At 43.1% G+C, this 16,568-nt stretch carries 11 protein-coding genes; 4 read left to right on the top strand and 7 right to left on the bottom strand.

The window, feature by feature from the left end; translation table 11 throughout:
* The first annotated feature begins 34 nt into the window (after positions 1–34).
* Positions 35–1,492: an MFS transporter gene (locus tag ACJJI1_RS03735; protein WP_444958577.1), complete on the top strand. Its 1,458-nt coding sequence runs from the start codon at positions 35–37 to the stop codon at positions 1,490–1,492.
* Between the two features lie 282 nt (positions 1,493–1,774).
* Entirely contained in the window at positions 1,775–2,302 is a 528-nt protein-coding gene (locus tag ACJJI1_RS03730; RefSeq protein ID WP_444958576.1) for a hypothetical protein, read from the top strand.
* A 163-nt stretch (positions 2,303–2,465) separates the two neighbouring features.
* Here ACJJI1_RS03730 and ACJJI1_RS03725 read toward each other — a convergent pair whose 3' ends face one another.
* Positions 2,466–3,419, bottom strand: a complete 954-nt coding sequence (locus tag ACJJI1_RS03725; protein WP_444958575.1) for a hypothetical protein — start codon at positions 3,417–3,419, stop codon at positions 2,466–2,468.
* Between the two features lie 895 nt (positions 3,420–4,314).
* Here ACJJI1_RS03725 and ACJJI1_RS03720 point away from each other — a divergent pair.
* Positions 4,315–6,741, top strand: coding sequence for a glycoside hydrolase family 19 protein (locus tag ACJJI1_RS03720; RefSeq protein ID WP_444958574.1), 2,427 nt, complete (start codon positions 4,315–4,317; stop codon positions 6,739–6,741).
* A gap of 147 nt (positions 6,742–6,888) precedes the next feature.
* Here ACJJI1_RS03720 and ACJJI1_RS03715 read toward each other — a convergent pair whose 3' ends face one another.
* The 5 genes from ACJJI1_RS03715 to ACJJI1_RS03695 all read right to left on the bottom strand — a co-directional run bounded on the left by ACJJI1_RS03715 (position 6,889) and on the right by ACJJI1_RS03695 (position 11,874).
* Complete coding sequence (locus ACJJI1_RS03715; RefSeq protein WP_444958573.1) at positions 6,889–7,860, bottom strand: NosD domain-containing protein; 972 nt, start codon at positions 7,858–7,860, stop codon at positions 6,889–6,891.
* Between the two features lie 238 nt (positions 7,861–8,098).
* Positions 8,099–9,322, bottom strand: coding sequence for a hypothetical protein (locus ACJJI1_RS03710; protein ID WP_444958572.1), 1,224 nt, complete (start codon positions 9,320–9,322; stop codon positions 8,099–8,101).
* Between the two features lie 278 nt (positions 9,323–9,600).
* Entirely contained in the window at positions 9,601–9,765 is a 165-nt protein-coding gene (locus ACJJI1_RS03705) for a hypothetical protein (protein WP_282931392.1), read from the bottom strand.
* A gap of 128 nt (positions 9,766–9,893) precedes the next feature.
* Positions 9,894–11,252: a hypothetical protein gene (locus ACJJI1_RS03700; RefSeq protein WP_444958571.1), complete on the bottom strand. Its 1,359-nt coding sequence runs from the start codon at positions 11,250–11,252 to the stop codon at positions 9,894–9,896.
* 511 nt (positions 11,253–11,763) lie between these two features.
* Positions 11,764–11,874 carry a hypothetical protein gene (locus tag ACJJI1_RS03695; protein ID WP_413665889.1) on the bottom strand — a complete coding sequence of 37 codons (111 nt, stop codon included), beginning with the start codon at positions 11,872–11,874 and terminating at the stop codon, positions 11,764–11,766.
* Between the two features lie 1,176 nt (positions 11,875–13,050).
* On the opposite strand from ACJJI1_RS03695, the gene ACJJI1_RS03690 reads away from it, so the two are divergent.
* The gene (locus tag ACJJI1_RS03690; protein WP_282931394.1) at positions 13,051–13,890 is read left to right on the top strand and encodes a right-handed parallel beta-helix repeat-containing protein; all 840 of its coding nucleotides are present in this window, start codon (positions 13,051–13,053) and stop codon (positions 13,888–13,890) included.
* 846 nt (positions 13,891–14,736) lie between these two features.
* Here the strand turns inward: ACJJI1_RS03690 and ACJJI1_RS03685 are convergent.
* Complete coding sequence (locus ACJJI1_RS03685) at positions 14,737–16,053, bottom strand: hypothetical protein (protein WP_444958570.1); 1,317 nt, start codon at positions 16,051–16,053, stop codon at positions 14,737–14,739.
* Between the last annotated feature and the right edge of the window lie 515 nt (positions 16,054–16,568).

Genomic DNA, 16,568 nt, shown 5'->3' with positions numbered 1-16,568 from the left:
CACGCGTCATTACTGGCAAGTCAAAGTTCAGCTTATGCACACCGCGAAAAGTTATTCCGAAGACCCAATTTCCCAAGAGGCTGCTCAGGTTTCCAAAAGAGGAGTCCTGATCACCTTGTGCTTGGCGACCTTGCTCGCAGCCTTGGGAGTCAGCGCAATTAATATGGCGCTGCCTGTATTAATCGAAAGCTTAGGGGCTTCCTTCAGTAATACTCAGTGGATTACCGTGGCCTACATGATGTGTATGACTGCGACCCTGCCTATTGCCGGCAGTCTCAGCGACAAGCTGGGTCGCAGAAAATTGTTCCTAAGTGGCGGATTGATATTCACCTTATCGACATTACTTTGCGCGCTGTCTTTTAATGTTTGGACCCTGGTTTTTTTCCGCGCAATACAAGGGGTCGGTGCCGCGATGTTCGTGGCTGTGTCTATGGCTATTGCCAGCGACGTTTTCGATAAAAGTGAAACGGGAAAGATAATTGGATTACTGGGCAGTCTGTCTGCGGTTGGGACTGGTATGGGCCCTATCGTGGGCGGCTTGATTGTCGAAAATCTGAATTGGCAGGCCATCTTTTGGCTGGTGGTGCCGGTGGGATTGGGGGTGTTTTTCCTGGCATATCGAACCCTGCCGGAAAACATAGTCGGCGAAGTTGTTGATGGCAGAAGTCGATTCAAACGCTACCTGGCCGCAGCATTCCTGTTCTTTAGCATTGTTTTTTATACCCTGGCGATTAAACCATTGGGAGAGGGATATTCAGCGGTTAATGGAATTGCTATCGCTCTATCGGTGATATTTGGTGTGGGGTTGTTTTATGTCAGGCAGAAAGTACAACCCCTGCGTGAAGGATTTACGGAATCTTCTGGAAAGCAGACATTCTTGGCGAATGTGGCTGGAAACTTTTTGGTGGCTTCATCGGTAATGAGCAGCCTGATTGTAGGGCCTTTTTATTTGACTCTGGCACTGGATCTGGACCTTTTTATCGCAGGGCTGGTGATGACAACCGGTTCATTTATGGTGGCTACTTGTTCAAATCTAGCCGGTCGAGCCGTGGATCGATTCAATAGTAGAGGTATCGTATTACTGGGTCTGGTAATTTTACTTTGTGGAGCCATGGGAATGGGGCTGCTCAGGGTAGAGCAGGGCTTGGTAGGCTATCTGATTTTTTCCGTCACTATGGCAATGGGTTACGGAACCTACCTGTCGACAGTTAATACCATGACCATGAATAGCGCCCGGGCCGAAGTTCGTGGGCGTATTTCCGGGTTTCTCAGCCTTTCACGAGGATTGGGTTTATTGACTGGAGCTTCAGTGATGAGTGTGATTTTTGTAGGGCTTGTACCCAGCCAGCCCCTGCAAGACATGAACCCGTCGCAGATAGCGGATGGTCTCAATGCCGTTTATCGCCTGGCATCAGTGTTCTTGTTAACCGCATTAACAATACAGGTGGTGTCTATTCTTGCCAGCAAGCTTGCTTCCAAAGCGCAAAATTAAAGATTACCTCCAGAATTATAAAGTAAACCCATTAGCGAGTGCTTCGTTTTAGTGAGCACTCGCGGGTATTAATAGCTGCTGGAGCTGTTATTACCCATCGTTATTTCCCGAGTTATTCCGATTTTCCAGGCCAACGCCTTTACACTTCACCCACGACTTAAATAGCTAAAAATACAGGCGCAGATCTGGTTGACTTAAAGCTGGCTTCAAGTTGTATCTTAAATTTGTGGATTCGCAGTAATTTTCAACAAGATATCGAGAGAGCTTTAGGAGGACCAAACAGTGAAGAATTCTTTGAGACAGTGTGTTGAAGCACTTAAAGCGAATTGGCAGGGACTTGATACTTCATCGATTGTGAGATGTCGAGAAGCGCTGGGAAAATTGGCAGTATCAAATTCTGATGAAGCGTGGTTGGCTGATCTACACAGTCGCCAAGAACCCAGTGTAGAGTTATACCGTGACGAAGATAAGGGTTTTATCTTACTGGCTCATGTGGAGCCTCGTGGGCTCTATCGTCCACCACATAATCATGGCAATGGCTGGGTATTTTACGCGGTGCAACATGGTGAAGTGGAGATGTCTACCTATGGTTTGCTCAATCAAGACGACGGTGAACAACTGGTGAGCCGGGGCTGTTATCAAATGAAGCCCGGTGACTGTAGTGCGTTCTTACCAGGGGATATTCACGATACTCATTGCCTTTCCGAATATGTATTGATGTTTAGGTTGACCAGTTGTGACTTTAGCGAGGAGAAGCGTGAGGGTCGACTTAGAGTGTTTTCACCAAGTTTTGAACCTATCAGCGTATAATTTTTGTTGGCCATTAGGTAGCAGGTGTGCCAGAGAGGAAGTGTAAAGAAAATAATCTCAGGCACAAAAGCCCTTAAAGTATTTCCCTTTGTGTTTGGGGGCACATTAAGCTCTCTGTAAGTCAACGGAAAGTGAGTGTTCCCACGGTTTATTCCTACTATTACTACTGGAATATCATCCCGGTATTCCCGTTGCCGGCCTGATTAGCGGTGATATTTCCATTCATCTCATCTTGTGAAATTTCCATAAAATTATCCAGCCCATTTTGCTGAGCTGTAGTAAAACTCAAAGAGCCACCCTGATTTGCTGTAATCTCATTAGTCATACCGACCTGTGTCGTGCTTATATTCATAAATTCTCCCTCTTGTCGGGTAAATAAAATATTGTCTGATCCAATTTGACTTGATTGGGCGTAGCTATTTTCAATGAATATTTGCAACACACTCGCATTATTACTATCGCCGCTCTGGGTTATTTCATTCATAATGGATTCGCCAAAATTCTGTGCGCTTGTCGCCTCGTTTCCTACACCGTTTTGTGTAACTGTTGCCGTGTAGAAGGCACCACGCAGTTGTATAAGGACACCGTCATTTGAGGTTCCTGTTTGTAATAATGACCCTGTATGGAATTCACCACTGGTGGCGCGAACAAAGCCTATATTGCTTTGTCCTGATTGAAATAGGTAGCCGGTATCATTGAGTGAGTCAGTTTGGAACATCTCAGCATCGTTCAATTGCCCCTCCTGGTAAATCTCCCCGATAGTATTTTCTGCGAGAAAATGGGTGCTCAATGCAATTTGGTTATCACCAACCTGTTGTATCAACATCATTGTGGAGTTGCTTTCCTCCTGGCTGGAAGAGGCATCATTGCTGTTGCCGGTTTGTGTTTGAATTATCGAGCTAAATGAAGAGTTTACAGTTTGTATGGCTTCAGCTGAATTGGTATTACCTGTCTGCGACTGATCTATCAGGTTATTTTCAACGGAGGGGTCGGTTTGATCGGCGACTGCCAGATTTCCATCACCGGTCTGTTCCACATTGGAAGTATTACTGTCGGCGCGAATAGCCATACTTGGCAAAAGAAGTATGACCGCAAAAAGGAAATGGTGCTGCTTCACAGAAAACTCCCAATATTGAGCTAATCAAAATACATATTTGTTTGAGGCTTATGGCGATGAGTTGATACTGTCGATAAGGTGAAGGGTTGCTAGTTTCGGCTTATTACTACTGATATTGCCGACTTAAGTGTCGTATGAAGTGGGGGGAATGCCATGGGATATAAGTACTTTAAACTTGAGAATAAAGTCACTTTTTATAAGGTTGGTACTTATTTAATTTATTATTTACTGTCTGTGGGTCACAGTGGTATTAGGAAATTGTTCTCATTTATTCATAAAATAAGCACTTGACTCCATTAATGATGACGGATACGGCTCCAGAAATTCTCAAAGTCACATTGGGTCGCAACTATCTCTTCCCTGTTCATATACTTCCCGATCCATCGGTTAGGATAATTTGCCAGTTAAAGCTATATTTGAGTTTTAAAAACCCCTTATTCTTTATTTTTTGCAATTAATTCCTCGTTTAATAATATTTGCCCACTTGCGCACATCATCTATGTCTAGGTGGTCACGAAATATTTTCTGTATGTCTGGAACCATTCCCCCTGGGGTTTATCGAATTTGCTGTGTACGTATGGGGTTATATGAACAGCGTACAAAAATAAAGTAAGTATTTGTAAAGGTTTTTAAGGGGCGCAAAGGCAGCTGCATTTAATCGAGTGAATAATAACGGGAGAGGGGATGTTGCCCTTCGCTGAGTTCAATGACTTTGATCGCATAAAACAATTTCATAATTGTCTACTGCTCAAATCGCAAACGCTATCCGTTACAGATCATTCACACGAGCTCTTAATCTCTATTTTTACAAGTAATACCTAGCAGTTCGGTGGTTGCCTCATCGCATAAAACTGCGTTTTTAAATAGAACCCTAAAAACGACAATTGGAGATTCTATGAGCCATATTTTTATTCGCACAGCCATAGCATCGGCGCTGATGCTGGGCGCTCAAGGTTTGAGTGCGGCACAACCCGCCGACGACTACGTTGCGGGGCAGAGTTATACCGGTGGCAGCCAGGTTTGCTACGGGGGAAACTTATATAAAGCTCAATGGTGGGCAACAGCTTCTCAAATTCCCTCGGATGCCCTGACAGCAGAAAACCGCTGGGACTCCCCCTGGATTTTGGAGGAGTCAGGTGCGTGCGATACCAGTGGTGGCGATGACTCCAATTCTGGTGATGGTGATAACAACGACTCTGATGATGATACTGATACCGGTAATAACGGAGATACGGATTCTGGTAACAATGATGATGCAGGTTCCGGCAGTGGTGGTGGCACTGGTGGCTCCGATACTTATATTTCCGGTCAAAACTATCGCAAAGGCGAAGAAGTTTGTTACGACGGCGACTTATTTGTTGCCCAGTGGTGGGCTAATGGTGACGACCACCCCACCGATGCATTAACGGCTGAAAATACCTGGGGTTCCCCTTGGCTTCTTAAGGAAGCGGATGGTTGCTCCAGTGATGGCGGCTCAGATGACGACACCGGCACCGGTGGCAACGATGGCGGCAGTGATAACGACGATAACGACAACAGTGACGATGGCAGCGATAATTCCGACGGCACTCCGATTACGGTCAGTGCCTCAGTGTCGCAGACACAAATTACCGGTGGTGGCACTGTAACACTTGATGCCAGTGCCTCCGGTGGCGAGGGCAATTTATCTTACAGCTGGGCCCAATTATCCCCGGCCTCTCCTGAAGCAGATATTGCTTCTGCGACCAGCGCATCCACCACTGTTACCCTACCATCAAGCACTTTTGATGTGAGCTATGTCTTTAGCCTAATCGTCAGTGATGGTGACACTACAGAAGAAGCACAGGTAACCGTGCAAAACCTCGCGGTGGACGATACCGATGAAGACGAGGATGATGATAATACCGATGGTTCTGAGAGTTCAGTAACCGCAAATATCTCGGCTTCAAGTATCAACGTTGGCTGTAGTGGAATGGTTAATCTGGATGGCTCTGGCAGTACCGGTGGCAGCGATATCTCTTACATCTGGAGCCAAACCAGTGGCCCGGTTGTAAAGATGACCAACTATACCGGCAGCGCTACCTCAGTGACCCTGTCTGAGGTATACAGCGATGTAACCTATACCTTCCAGCTGACGGCCTCTGACTCCACCCAAGCCAGTGATGTGGACGAGGTCTCCATTAGCCAGGATGGCTGTGCCGCAGCCGATGGCTATGTGATGGGCATCAGCGAACTGGAAGTTGCAGAAGAGTCGATTACCAGCAGTGATTCCCTGCTTCAGGAAGTAAAGGATACTGTCGAAACCCGGGACAACGCCGTGGTTGAGGCGGTGCAACCTGGCCGCAGTGCAAACCCTGAAAATGTCCTCCGCGTTGAGAGCATCCTGTCTGAAGAAGATTGGGATTACCTTTTCGCCCTCAGAGCGGAAGAGTACACCTACACCAATTTCCTCCGAGCCGTAGCCAAGTTCCCAGCTTTCTGTGGTGACTACACCGATGGCCGTGATGCCGAGGCGATCTGTCGCAAGTCGATGGCGGTAATGTTTGCACACTACGCCCAGGAAACCGGTGCCCACGCAACAGGTTGGGAAGTGCCGGAATGGCGCCAGGGCCTGTACTGGTTGCGGGAAATTGGCTGGACTGAAGATACTTCCGGTGGCTACGGCGCCTGTGATGCCAGCAGCAGCTGGGCAGCTGAAGCATGGCCCTGTGCGATCAATAGTGATGGTGGCTACAAGAGTTACTTCGGCCGCGGCGCCAAGCAGTTGAGTTGGAACTATAACTATGGTCCCTTCTCCCAGGCGATGTACGGTGATATTTACACCCTGCTGGAAGCACCGGAGTTGGTAGCGGATACCTGGTTGAACCTGGCAAGCTCCATCTTCTTCTTCGTCTATCCACAGCCACCCAAGCCAAGCATATTGCATGTAATCGATGGTACCTGGGAACCGAACAGTGTGGATCTGGCTAATAACCTGACTTCTGGATTCGGTGTTACCACCAATATTATTAATGGAGCGATCGAATGTAGTTCTGGTACTGAAGACTACCGCTCACAGTATCGGATCGAGTACTACCAGAGCACAGCGGAATACTTCGGTGTAGAAATTCCGGCAGATGAAGAACTCGGTTGTGCCAATATGGGGCAGTTCCAGACTGGTGGTGCAGCCTCCCTGGATATTTACTGGGATAAAGATTGGGGATGGTCTGCAGATACCCCAAATAATGAGAGCTACGCATGTCAGTTGGTGAATTACCAGACTGCCTACTCAGCACTGAATGAGGGCGATTATGCCAAGTGTGTTGAGGGCAACTTTGATATGACCATCGATTACCAAGACTAAAAACCAGGGGGCTGAATAGCCCCCACCCAAACCTTTTCAGTGACTTGGTTCTCCCCCGCAGCCAAGTCACTTTTTTATTGCCTTTCCTTCGGTGTTATCTTTCTCCAAACCTATCTACAGGCATATACATTCCTGTTAGACAAAATTCTAATCCAGGCAGTTGGGGTTAGCAGTTGTAAAAGTGTTAGAGATCCATGTATTGGAAGACGTACAGGCATCCGCATTGGCGTCATTAAGGTCGAAGCCAATGCCGAAGCCGCCCGCATCAACTCTGTTGCCAGTGATAAGGTAATTGGTTTGCGCAAACTCCTGCATCAATATGCCGCTAAACATAATATTTAAAACGGTATTTTGCGTAATAATACCCCCGGACGAGCTTCCGATAACGATACCATTCTCTCCTGTTACGAAACTTCCAGTTACTGGCTCTATGGTGTTTTGCGAAACGAGTGCATAGTCCCCTTGGATAACAATAGAGTCCCTCTCGTTATTTACAATTTCATTTGAAAGTATGCTGTTAAAATCCCCATCGGAAGAGATACCCATTTCGGTATTTAAAGAAATTGTCGAACTGCTAACAAAGTTGTTATTGCTGGTTAGGGAAATACCTATTTCGTTAGTTTGCACTAGGATATTGTAAATTCCATGAAATCCCGAGTCCTCTGCGCTGACGCCGGTATAACAATTTTCAATAGTCCCGTTTGAGAGAAAAGCCCCCTGACCAGACAAAATAATGCCAGTATTTAGCACGGGAAGTTCGGCACAGTGCACGGTAAACCCGTTCATATCCAGATTGCCGCTAGGACCGGATATGGTGATTGGCGGCATAGCAGTGCAGAATAATATGTCTTCAGTCATTATTTCAGCGCTGGTAATGGTATCGCCGCACTGAACGTCAGCAAAAGATAGGGTTGGTAAAAGCACGGATGCAAAAATTAACGGGAAATATTTTCCTGCCTGCATGGGGTTCTTCTCTGTCAGTTGCTTTAAGGTGGCGCTTAAAAGAGATCCTTTGAGCGGATCTTCTGAGAAAAATATAGATATGATTGATTGGAGGGTGAGGTAATAGATGACGGAGATCAGGCGTGGGAAATGGGTGCATGTTATTGATATTTGCATAGATTCCAGCCAAACAAGTAGGAATAATTAGCGGCTCAGAACTTCCTGGACAGACTGTTTTTATACGTGCAGATTACTCTTTTTACTCTGTGGTATCGTGACTGCGCCTTGCGTATAAGGTGGAAATATGCAACAGGACTAATAAACTACAATGCCGCCGAATATCACAAAGGATATTGGCGGCATGGTGTTACAACATATTCAAGAGCTACTTAAAAATAGGGGTGCCGGTTTACTCCTACTGTGTGACCTGGGCAAAGTTGGCGCTGCCGATTTGGATCGTGAAAGAGGAATGACCTTCACCAGATTGTGATATCTCCTTGTAATGCCCTTCGCCGATTTGTAGGAGTGTGATGGAGTTATTCAGGCCACTTTGTGAGATCACTGCTTCATTGGAATTACCAATTTGGGCAACATCTGCACTGAGAATAACGCCATCCTGTTGTAGGCTGACGGCATTAGCTGTTCCGATCTGTGCAACCAGCAAGTGTACATCAAGCCCTAACTGATCAGTATCCACTGCATTTTGGCTTCCGAGCTGAGCAATCTCACCACTACTAATCAGTGTATTTTGGTCGGCCTCAACACTATTTCCTGAACCGCCTTGGGTAATGATTAGGGAGCCATCTTCAGATAGATTCTGGTTAGTAGTCGCTGTATTTAAGGTTCCTAGCTGGGCAATGAATACACTATTAGAGTTACTAATAGTCTGGGTAGTTTCAGCGGAGTTCTGAGTGCCAGTTTGTAATACTTCTGCACTATCAGAATTGGCATCCAGCTGAGAAATCTTCGCATAGTTATTACCTCCAATTTGGGTAATAGACCCTTGAGCGGTGTCGCTGTCGATTTGGTCAATACGGCCTGTATTTAATGATCCGACCTGAAGCAGAGTTCCAGTGCTACCAGACCTTAGCAGTTGCAGAATATTTCCCGTATTTGATACTCCAAATTGTTGAAGTGTGCCACTAGCAGAACTTATATTCTCCTGGTAAATTTCCGCAGAGTTTTGTTCTCCCAATTGAGTGGTGAGTGATGAGATTGAAGAGGTCACAACCTGTTGGGAGGTAGCGGTATTCGATACGCCGATTTGATTGACGATAATCGATCCGTCTGATGAGCTTCCCTGGCCAGCATTAGCGCTGTTACTATCCCCTGTCTGAGAAGTGTTGATATGCCCATTACTGGTATTTTCCTGGGCAGTCTCACTGTCATTGGCGACACCGATCTGGCTTTGCACGATGGTGCTTTCACTGGTTCCATCAATTTGGAGGGCATCCTCGCTGTTGTTGACTCCAATTTGAGTTTGTACTATTAAGCTGTTGTTAACATCAGAGTCTGCATTATTGGCTGTCGCGGTATTGCCTATGCCAGTTTGGTTTTGGATTACAAAATTGTTTTCGGCAAAAACCACACTGCTGATTGCCAACGCAAGTGAGCTAAAGATAAGTGGTGAGATTTTCATAAGTTACTCCTTTAAACTAAAAATCCCTAAATCATTGTCCGTTCAGTTACTGCTTCCTCCTTGTAAATCGAATTGACCACTGATATCCACTTGAGGCTCTGCCGATGAACGATACTGCATACAGAGCCTAATCCTGTGAGTTTTGGATATAACTATTGCTGCACACTGGCAAAGTTGGCATTACCAATTTGTAACGTAAATGAAGTTTGGTTTACATACACTTTGTGAAATTTCTTCAGAATGACAGCAGCCAATCTGGATTAATATCATCAAATTTCTCAGATCCGTATGGGTATTGTCTGCCTCATGGTACTGCCATTTTGTGTTACAGCGGTGCTCAGAAAGGCCCTACCTTGCTGTGAAGTAACAAAATTATTCTCGGCGATAGCAGCACTGCTGATGGTCAGCGCCAGGGAATCGGTAAGGAAGGAAGAGATTTTCATAAGGTACTCCTTGACTACAAAATCTCTATGACAGTATATGGTGATGTTTAGGCGATGTGCTCATTAACTTTTGCATATTGAGTAGGTTAAGATGCCCAAAGGGCACCTTAACGAAAGTCTCTATCAGTCTACTGTATAAATGTAGCGCTATTGCCGTCTCCAAGTTGGGTAACACTGATAGCATCATTAAAGCCAGTTTGCGTAACCGATATGTAGTTACTGCTACCGTCTTGAGATAATGTTGCAGTGTTTTGCATGCCGCTCTGGGCCAACTCAATCAAATTCAAGTTACCTGCCTGCAGCATGGTTGCTGTCTCCATATCTCCATCCTGTGTTGAGGTAATTTCGTTCTCATCACCTTCCTGGGTGATATCCAATGAGCCACTGAATGCTGATTGGCTAGCTAAAACCATATTCATATTTCCAATTTGTTCAACAGAGGATGTATCCGATGAACCGCTTTGTGTGACAGTAGCATCGTTTTGTGTACCGTCCTGGGAAATAATATTGGAGCTATTGTCAGTCGACGCCTGTAAGGCTGTAGCCATATTGGATGAGCCTGACTGATAAATTTCAATGTTGTCACTGGCTCCTGATTGTGTTGCCAAAGCCATATTATTGTCATCACTTTGGCTAATATAAATGTTACTTTCAAAAGCACTACTTTGTGTGGCAACCGCTGATTGATTATCCCCATATTGGTAGATGGATAATGTATTGTCTGCAGTATCAAAACTAGTAGCACTGGCAAAATTGGAGTCTCCGGACTGTACTACGATAGCACTATCGGAACTTGAGGTGTTTCTGTTAATTGAGGCATTGTTGAAATCACCAACCTGACTTATCAAGTCTGAATTGGTAAAGGAGTTAAGGTGAGATATCCCAGCAGCATTTTGTTGCCCAAATTGAATTGTGGTAGCGCTGTTACCAGAGCTTGCTGTGTTTTGCAATGTAGTTGAAATATTTAAGTCACCGGATTGGGTAATGACTACAATATTGCTGGAACTCGTGTCCTGAGTACTAGTAGCCAGGTTTTGATCGCCATACTGGCTGATTGAAATAGAATCAGAATCTGAGGAGGTTTGTTCAGAGCTGGCAAAGTTAGTGTCACCATTCTGGAGGATTTCACTGCTACCGTTTGAAGCGGTTTCCTGACTGGTTAAAACGATATTGTTATCCCCGACCTGGAGTGCTGATGCCGTAGTGCTGGTTGTGGCATCTTGTGTCGAGGTGACACTATTATTATCCCCCTGCTGTGTTTGATAAATGGCGCCGCTGACATTGCCATTAGTTTGACTGGCATCAGCGTCGTTGTTATCACCAATTTGTGTTTGCACAATAAGGTTATCAAATACGGTCGGATCACTTTGATCAGCTGTCGCGTTATTATCTGTACCCATCTGGTTCTGGATGACAGTATTTTCCGCATAGGAAATCCCACTGAGCATAAAGGATAAGGCCGTGGCTATAAGGGAATAGGTCTTCATTGGATAACTCCTTTACCAATTTGGACTTTGGGTGGTAAGCATATACTCTGCCTTTAACATCCATATAAAGGCAGAGTGTTTTTCGTGTTTCTACGAAAAATTATGTGCGGTCAATAATGATTGGGAATCTTAAGTGGAGGCTAGTACATAAAAAATATCACTCTACTACACGATGATATGGTTTAAAGCCATAGGTTGGGTTGTTAGCCATTTGATTTATAGCGTCAGATCAATCAAAGGCTACTTTAATTTTTGTCGATGAATTGGTATGTAGCTATGAGAATTTAGTTTGGCAAAGTTAGGAATAAAGTCGAGTTTGTGTTTTGACTGACTACGTACTGGGCTGATCTATATTTTATAGATTGACAAGAATATAGGGAGGTTGCGCCCTGATGATCACATCAGCTCACCGATCAGCACAGCTTTCGAGACAACCTTGAAAGGGCTAGGTTATTGCTGCTGGTAGTTTGCGCTGTTGTCACCACCTATTCGTAGTATGTCAGCACTGCTATTAACCCCCAGTTTGCATCATTTGTATAAAGTTATTGCTACCAATTGGGGAGAGTTCGACAGTATTTTGTCTCCCACTCTGGGTTAGACTGAGCCCATGATCGCTACCTATTTGGTGAGTGTAGAGGTGAGTCTCTTCTCCACTCTAAGTGACGTTTAAACTATTAATATATCCCTCCTGCAGTAGTTGCAGTTCGCTACTTGTGCCGCCCAAATTCACTGTTTTAATAATACTACTGCCGAATTGATTAATAATGACCTCATTGTTAGCTGTAGAGATAAGACTAATATCGATAGTGTGCCTGGCCCCAGCTTGTATAATCTCTACTTTGTCATTATCACTAACACTGTGAATTAGAAAAACCTGGTTGTCCGCACCAACTTTCTTGATATAGTCTATTGCCGAGTTTGTCGTGCTAATAAATACCTAGTTTTGATTGGTATCACCGATTTGAGCGGAAAGTGTACTATTATTAGAGCCATTGTTTGAATCTAGTATTGTTGGTTTGTTACTAAGTCCTATCTGATGAAATTGCATTTCTCCATTAATAATATTACCTTGTGAACTAGTGGCAGAATTTTCTGTGTTTTTTTGATAGATAGAAATAGAAGCATTTTTAGAGTAGGTTTGAACACCTTGGGCGTTATTTTGATGGTCTAACTGGATATAGTTAAAATGGCTGTTAGTAATGGAGTCTTGTAGTGAACTTCCCTGGTTGCTATCGCCAATCTGGTAGCCAATACTAGTAATATCGCTTTGGTCAGTAGTGGCACTGTTAGCGCTACCCTACTGATACAGTGATGTACTATTTGCTTCAGCCAAAGAATTTGTGGCAATAAATGAAGATAGAGCGACGTAAATACCAGCCTTGGTGTACATGATAATTCCTTTCTATGACCGAACATTAAGTAACAGTTTTCCGAAGTTAGTACTTCTATCATGAGTAAATTTTATATAAATAACCTAAGTTTTTCATAATAAGCTGCATGCACTAGCTGGCGAATAAAATCGTACTTTCCAAAATTGGATCAGAGTATGGGTTCTGGATTAAATGCTAGTAATCATTAAAAAGTAATTGCGCCAGCTTAAGATTCTATTTTTAATCGTTGCTATCGATATGGCTGCGCTAGCTTCTTCAAAAGAATGACGTAGTTTTTTATTCGTTCGAACGTCAATTATTTTAGGCAATTTTTCTTATGGTGGAAGCTATTATTGCATCCAAACTTAGGGGACTCAGTATCTCTGTGCTGAGATGTATTCTTTATTCTGAACTGATAGGAGTTGGATGTGAAAATTAAGCAGTCTGTAGATAAGGTGGCACTATTAGCGATAATGGCTTTTTCGGCGTCTTCATATTCATCAATTGCCTTGGCTGAAGTGGCTTGTGGCGATGTAATTACAACTGCAGAAGTGCTCACTGAGGACTTATCTTGTGATCTAACTACCGATGAACCTGATGCACTTACTATTGTCGGCCCAAGTGGCAGCTTAAATATGGGCGACTATTCCCTGACCTGTACTACAGGAGGAGATCTAGGTGGTGCAGGAATTCGAATCGAAGGCAATGGCGCCACCCTCACTGGGGGCGTTATAGATGGCTGTTTTGATGGAATTTTCTTAGAGGGAGAGGGGTATCACAAAGTACTTGGTACCGAAGTTGTTAATAGTGTTAATGATGGGATAGATATAGATAGTATTTACAATACTATAAATGACTGCGTTATTACTGATAGTGGTAGAGTCGGAGTCGATATGGATGATGACTACAATACTTTTTCTGGCTGTACCGTAACAGGTAGTGTTGCCGACGGAATCCAGGTGGATGATAGTTTTTCACGAGTTTTTAACAACACTTCAAGTGGAAATGGAGGGGCTGGTATTCTGATAGAAGGATCGTCAAATAATGTGATATCACAGAACACAACTACCGATAATGGCAACGGTGATAGCCAAGATGGTGGTATAGTTCTTATTTTTACTAATTCCAACTTCAATATTATTTCTGCGAACTCTTCTCTTGGTAATGATCCTTTTGATCTGAGGGATACAGTTGACCCTGATTGCAGTGGTACTAATATTTGGGTAAACAATGAATATCTCACTAAAGATCCAGATTGCCTGGATTGACAATTCTTAATAGACAATTTCTTTTCCATGGGCTGTTAAATTTGGTGGTAACGTTTTGTGGAATTTTATAGATCGATTTACTTAATTTTTTTATAAAACTTATCAATCAGCAATCTATTAGGGGCTCGTATATGAAATATATGAGCTTCCTTTATGTAGCATAATATAAATATATTTATATCTATTATAGTGAAATGTGGTAGAGGTTTAATTAAAATAAAAATATCTCTAAGGTGAGTATCTTGTAAAGGGCTCTCAGGCGTGTATTTTTCACTTTAAATGTTATTGTATGAATTAAATAATATTTGCATCTAAATGTTGATATGTTTCCATGTATGAGATTTTGATGTGGAAGATTAGATGAGTATTTTAAAAGTTAGGCATTAATAGGATGTTGAGTTGAACAGCAGGTATGCGGTTAGTAAGCATGATCTAAATGTTAAATATATATTCCTAAGTTCACCACTTAAAATACGATGGATGTCTGATGGCGTATATGTAGCCAGGTATTTGAAATTTTCAAGAGGGGACTTTTTTGGAGAGTACTATGTGAGTGCAGCGATGCTGTAGTGTTTCGGTAATTTGGGGGGGCGCAAACAAACCGAAGAGTGTGAGTAAGTGTGGGTGTAATTTTAAATTGCCTCTTTTTGTGGTATTACCACGATATTCAATGTGCTGATGGTTGGTTCTATAAGAAATAGTAGTTTTGGGGATGCACTGAGACGATAGATATGATAACAAAACAGAATAATATATATTCAATAATTGTATCAGTTCAGTGAATCCCCAATTTATGATCACTAAATATTTTTCTATGAAATTAAAGTGAGCTTGAAGCCAGGCATATTATTGCATTATGTTTCCGCTATTGTTGTCTCCAAACTGTGTCACGGTAGTTGAGGCAGATGGGTTCGCCTGCATGGCCTGTAGAAAATTATTATTTCCACTTTGTGAGAGTGTGGCCCAGCTACTCATACCTGTCTGGTTAAGATCGATTTCGTTGAGCGTACCATTTTGGTCTGTATCAGCAGAAATCAAATCACCATCCTGAAAAATAGTGAGGACATTTTGTGTACCTGTTTGCGTACTTAGAAGGCTATTTGATGATCCAGTTTGGCTAGCCAAGGCCATATTTTGTTCGCCATTTTGTGAAAGGGTTAATATTGATGAATCACTCATAATTTGGAAAGCAATTGCATCATTGGCAATGCCTATCTGAGTGACTTCTACAATACCGTTGCTACTGGAAAAATGGCCCATACCTCCAATGATATTTTGATCGCCGATTTGGGTTGCAGAGCCGATTACATTGGAACTTGAAAGTGCCTGCACACCACCTACTAAATTATCATTCCCTATTTGCTGGGAAAACGAGTGGCTTTGTGTACTGTCAAGTTGGCTTGAGCCCCCAAGGTTTGAGTTCCCGACCTGATTAGTAAAAGTACTACCAAAACTACTGTTTGAATTACTGCTCCCCCCCAAGTTATCAGTGCCATTTTGAATAACAGTGCTTGTCATAAAGTCAGAATTGTCGAACTGTGAAATTCCACCGTTGTTAAGTGATCCAGTTTGTAAAACTACGGAGGTGGTGTTGTCTGTATTAAGGCTTGCAGATGCAGAACCAATATTTTCAGATCCATCCTGGCTAATAAATATGGAGTTGTTATTTGAATTATTGAAATGAGAAGCTGCTGATTGGTTGTCAGTACCAACCTGAAAAATATTTGTACTGTTTAAGCTGGAGTTAAAGTTTACGGTTTCAGCAAAATTGATTTCACCGGTTTGGGAGACAAAGTTGGTGTTATTGGAGTCACCAAGCATACTGGATGTAACTTCGTTAGTATTACCTACCTGTAAGGTTGTCAGCGTTGTGCCTGTACTATCCTCCTGGCTCGCGTTGGCTAAGTTTCCATCTCCAATCTGGGTCTGAATAATCACGCCATCACTGCTATTAATGATCTGTTCCGCCTCTGCTGTATTATTATCCCCATTCTGGGTTTGTACAATCAAATTATTGGTAACGGTGGGATCGCTTTGGTCTCCCATAGCCATGTTGTTATTGCCTGTTTGATTTACAATATATATATTACTAGCCTGTGCCGCAGCGCTGATACTAATTGCTAAAATGCATGGGATTGCTGGAATATACGAAGACATTCTCATTGATAAAACCTCGACTTCTCTAGTGTAGTCATTTTCCTAAAACAAAATTTTAAAAAGGCTTGTTACATATTTAAATTGAGTAGGTACAAGCTTAAATGAATATCATTAATGTCCATTTCTATCTGGAGCTGATAGCAGGTTGGCGCTATAGAGATCAATATTTGCTTGGGGAAGTTTCAGAGCTGCCAAAAGAAATTTTCCGAAACTGACTAATCGGCATTAATACTTAGCTATGCCTGTTATTGATCAAAGCTGAACATGCTTAAGATTTCATCAAGTATGGACTAAAAATTTTGCGATTAATAAATGCATGCTTACTGTCTAATTCTCCTTTAAACCTCCTGAAATCTATTAATGCCGGGTAGAGCTATTTAATCTTCTACCCTACCTATATATGATTACTGCCTTTGGTTTCCCTGAGTAAGTTGAAAGTTTGGTAAAAGTATTGATGAAGCATGAGTCTTTTCAATGAGAGATAAGTGTGTAACTGCTAGTAATAAAGTTTACTTCCAGTG

The sequence above is a fragment of the Microbulbifer maximicatervae (SeqCode) genome (assembly GCF_052467065.1).
This window is presented reverse-complemented; position numbering and strand designations above follow the sequence as displayed.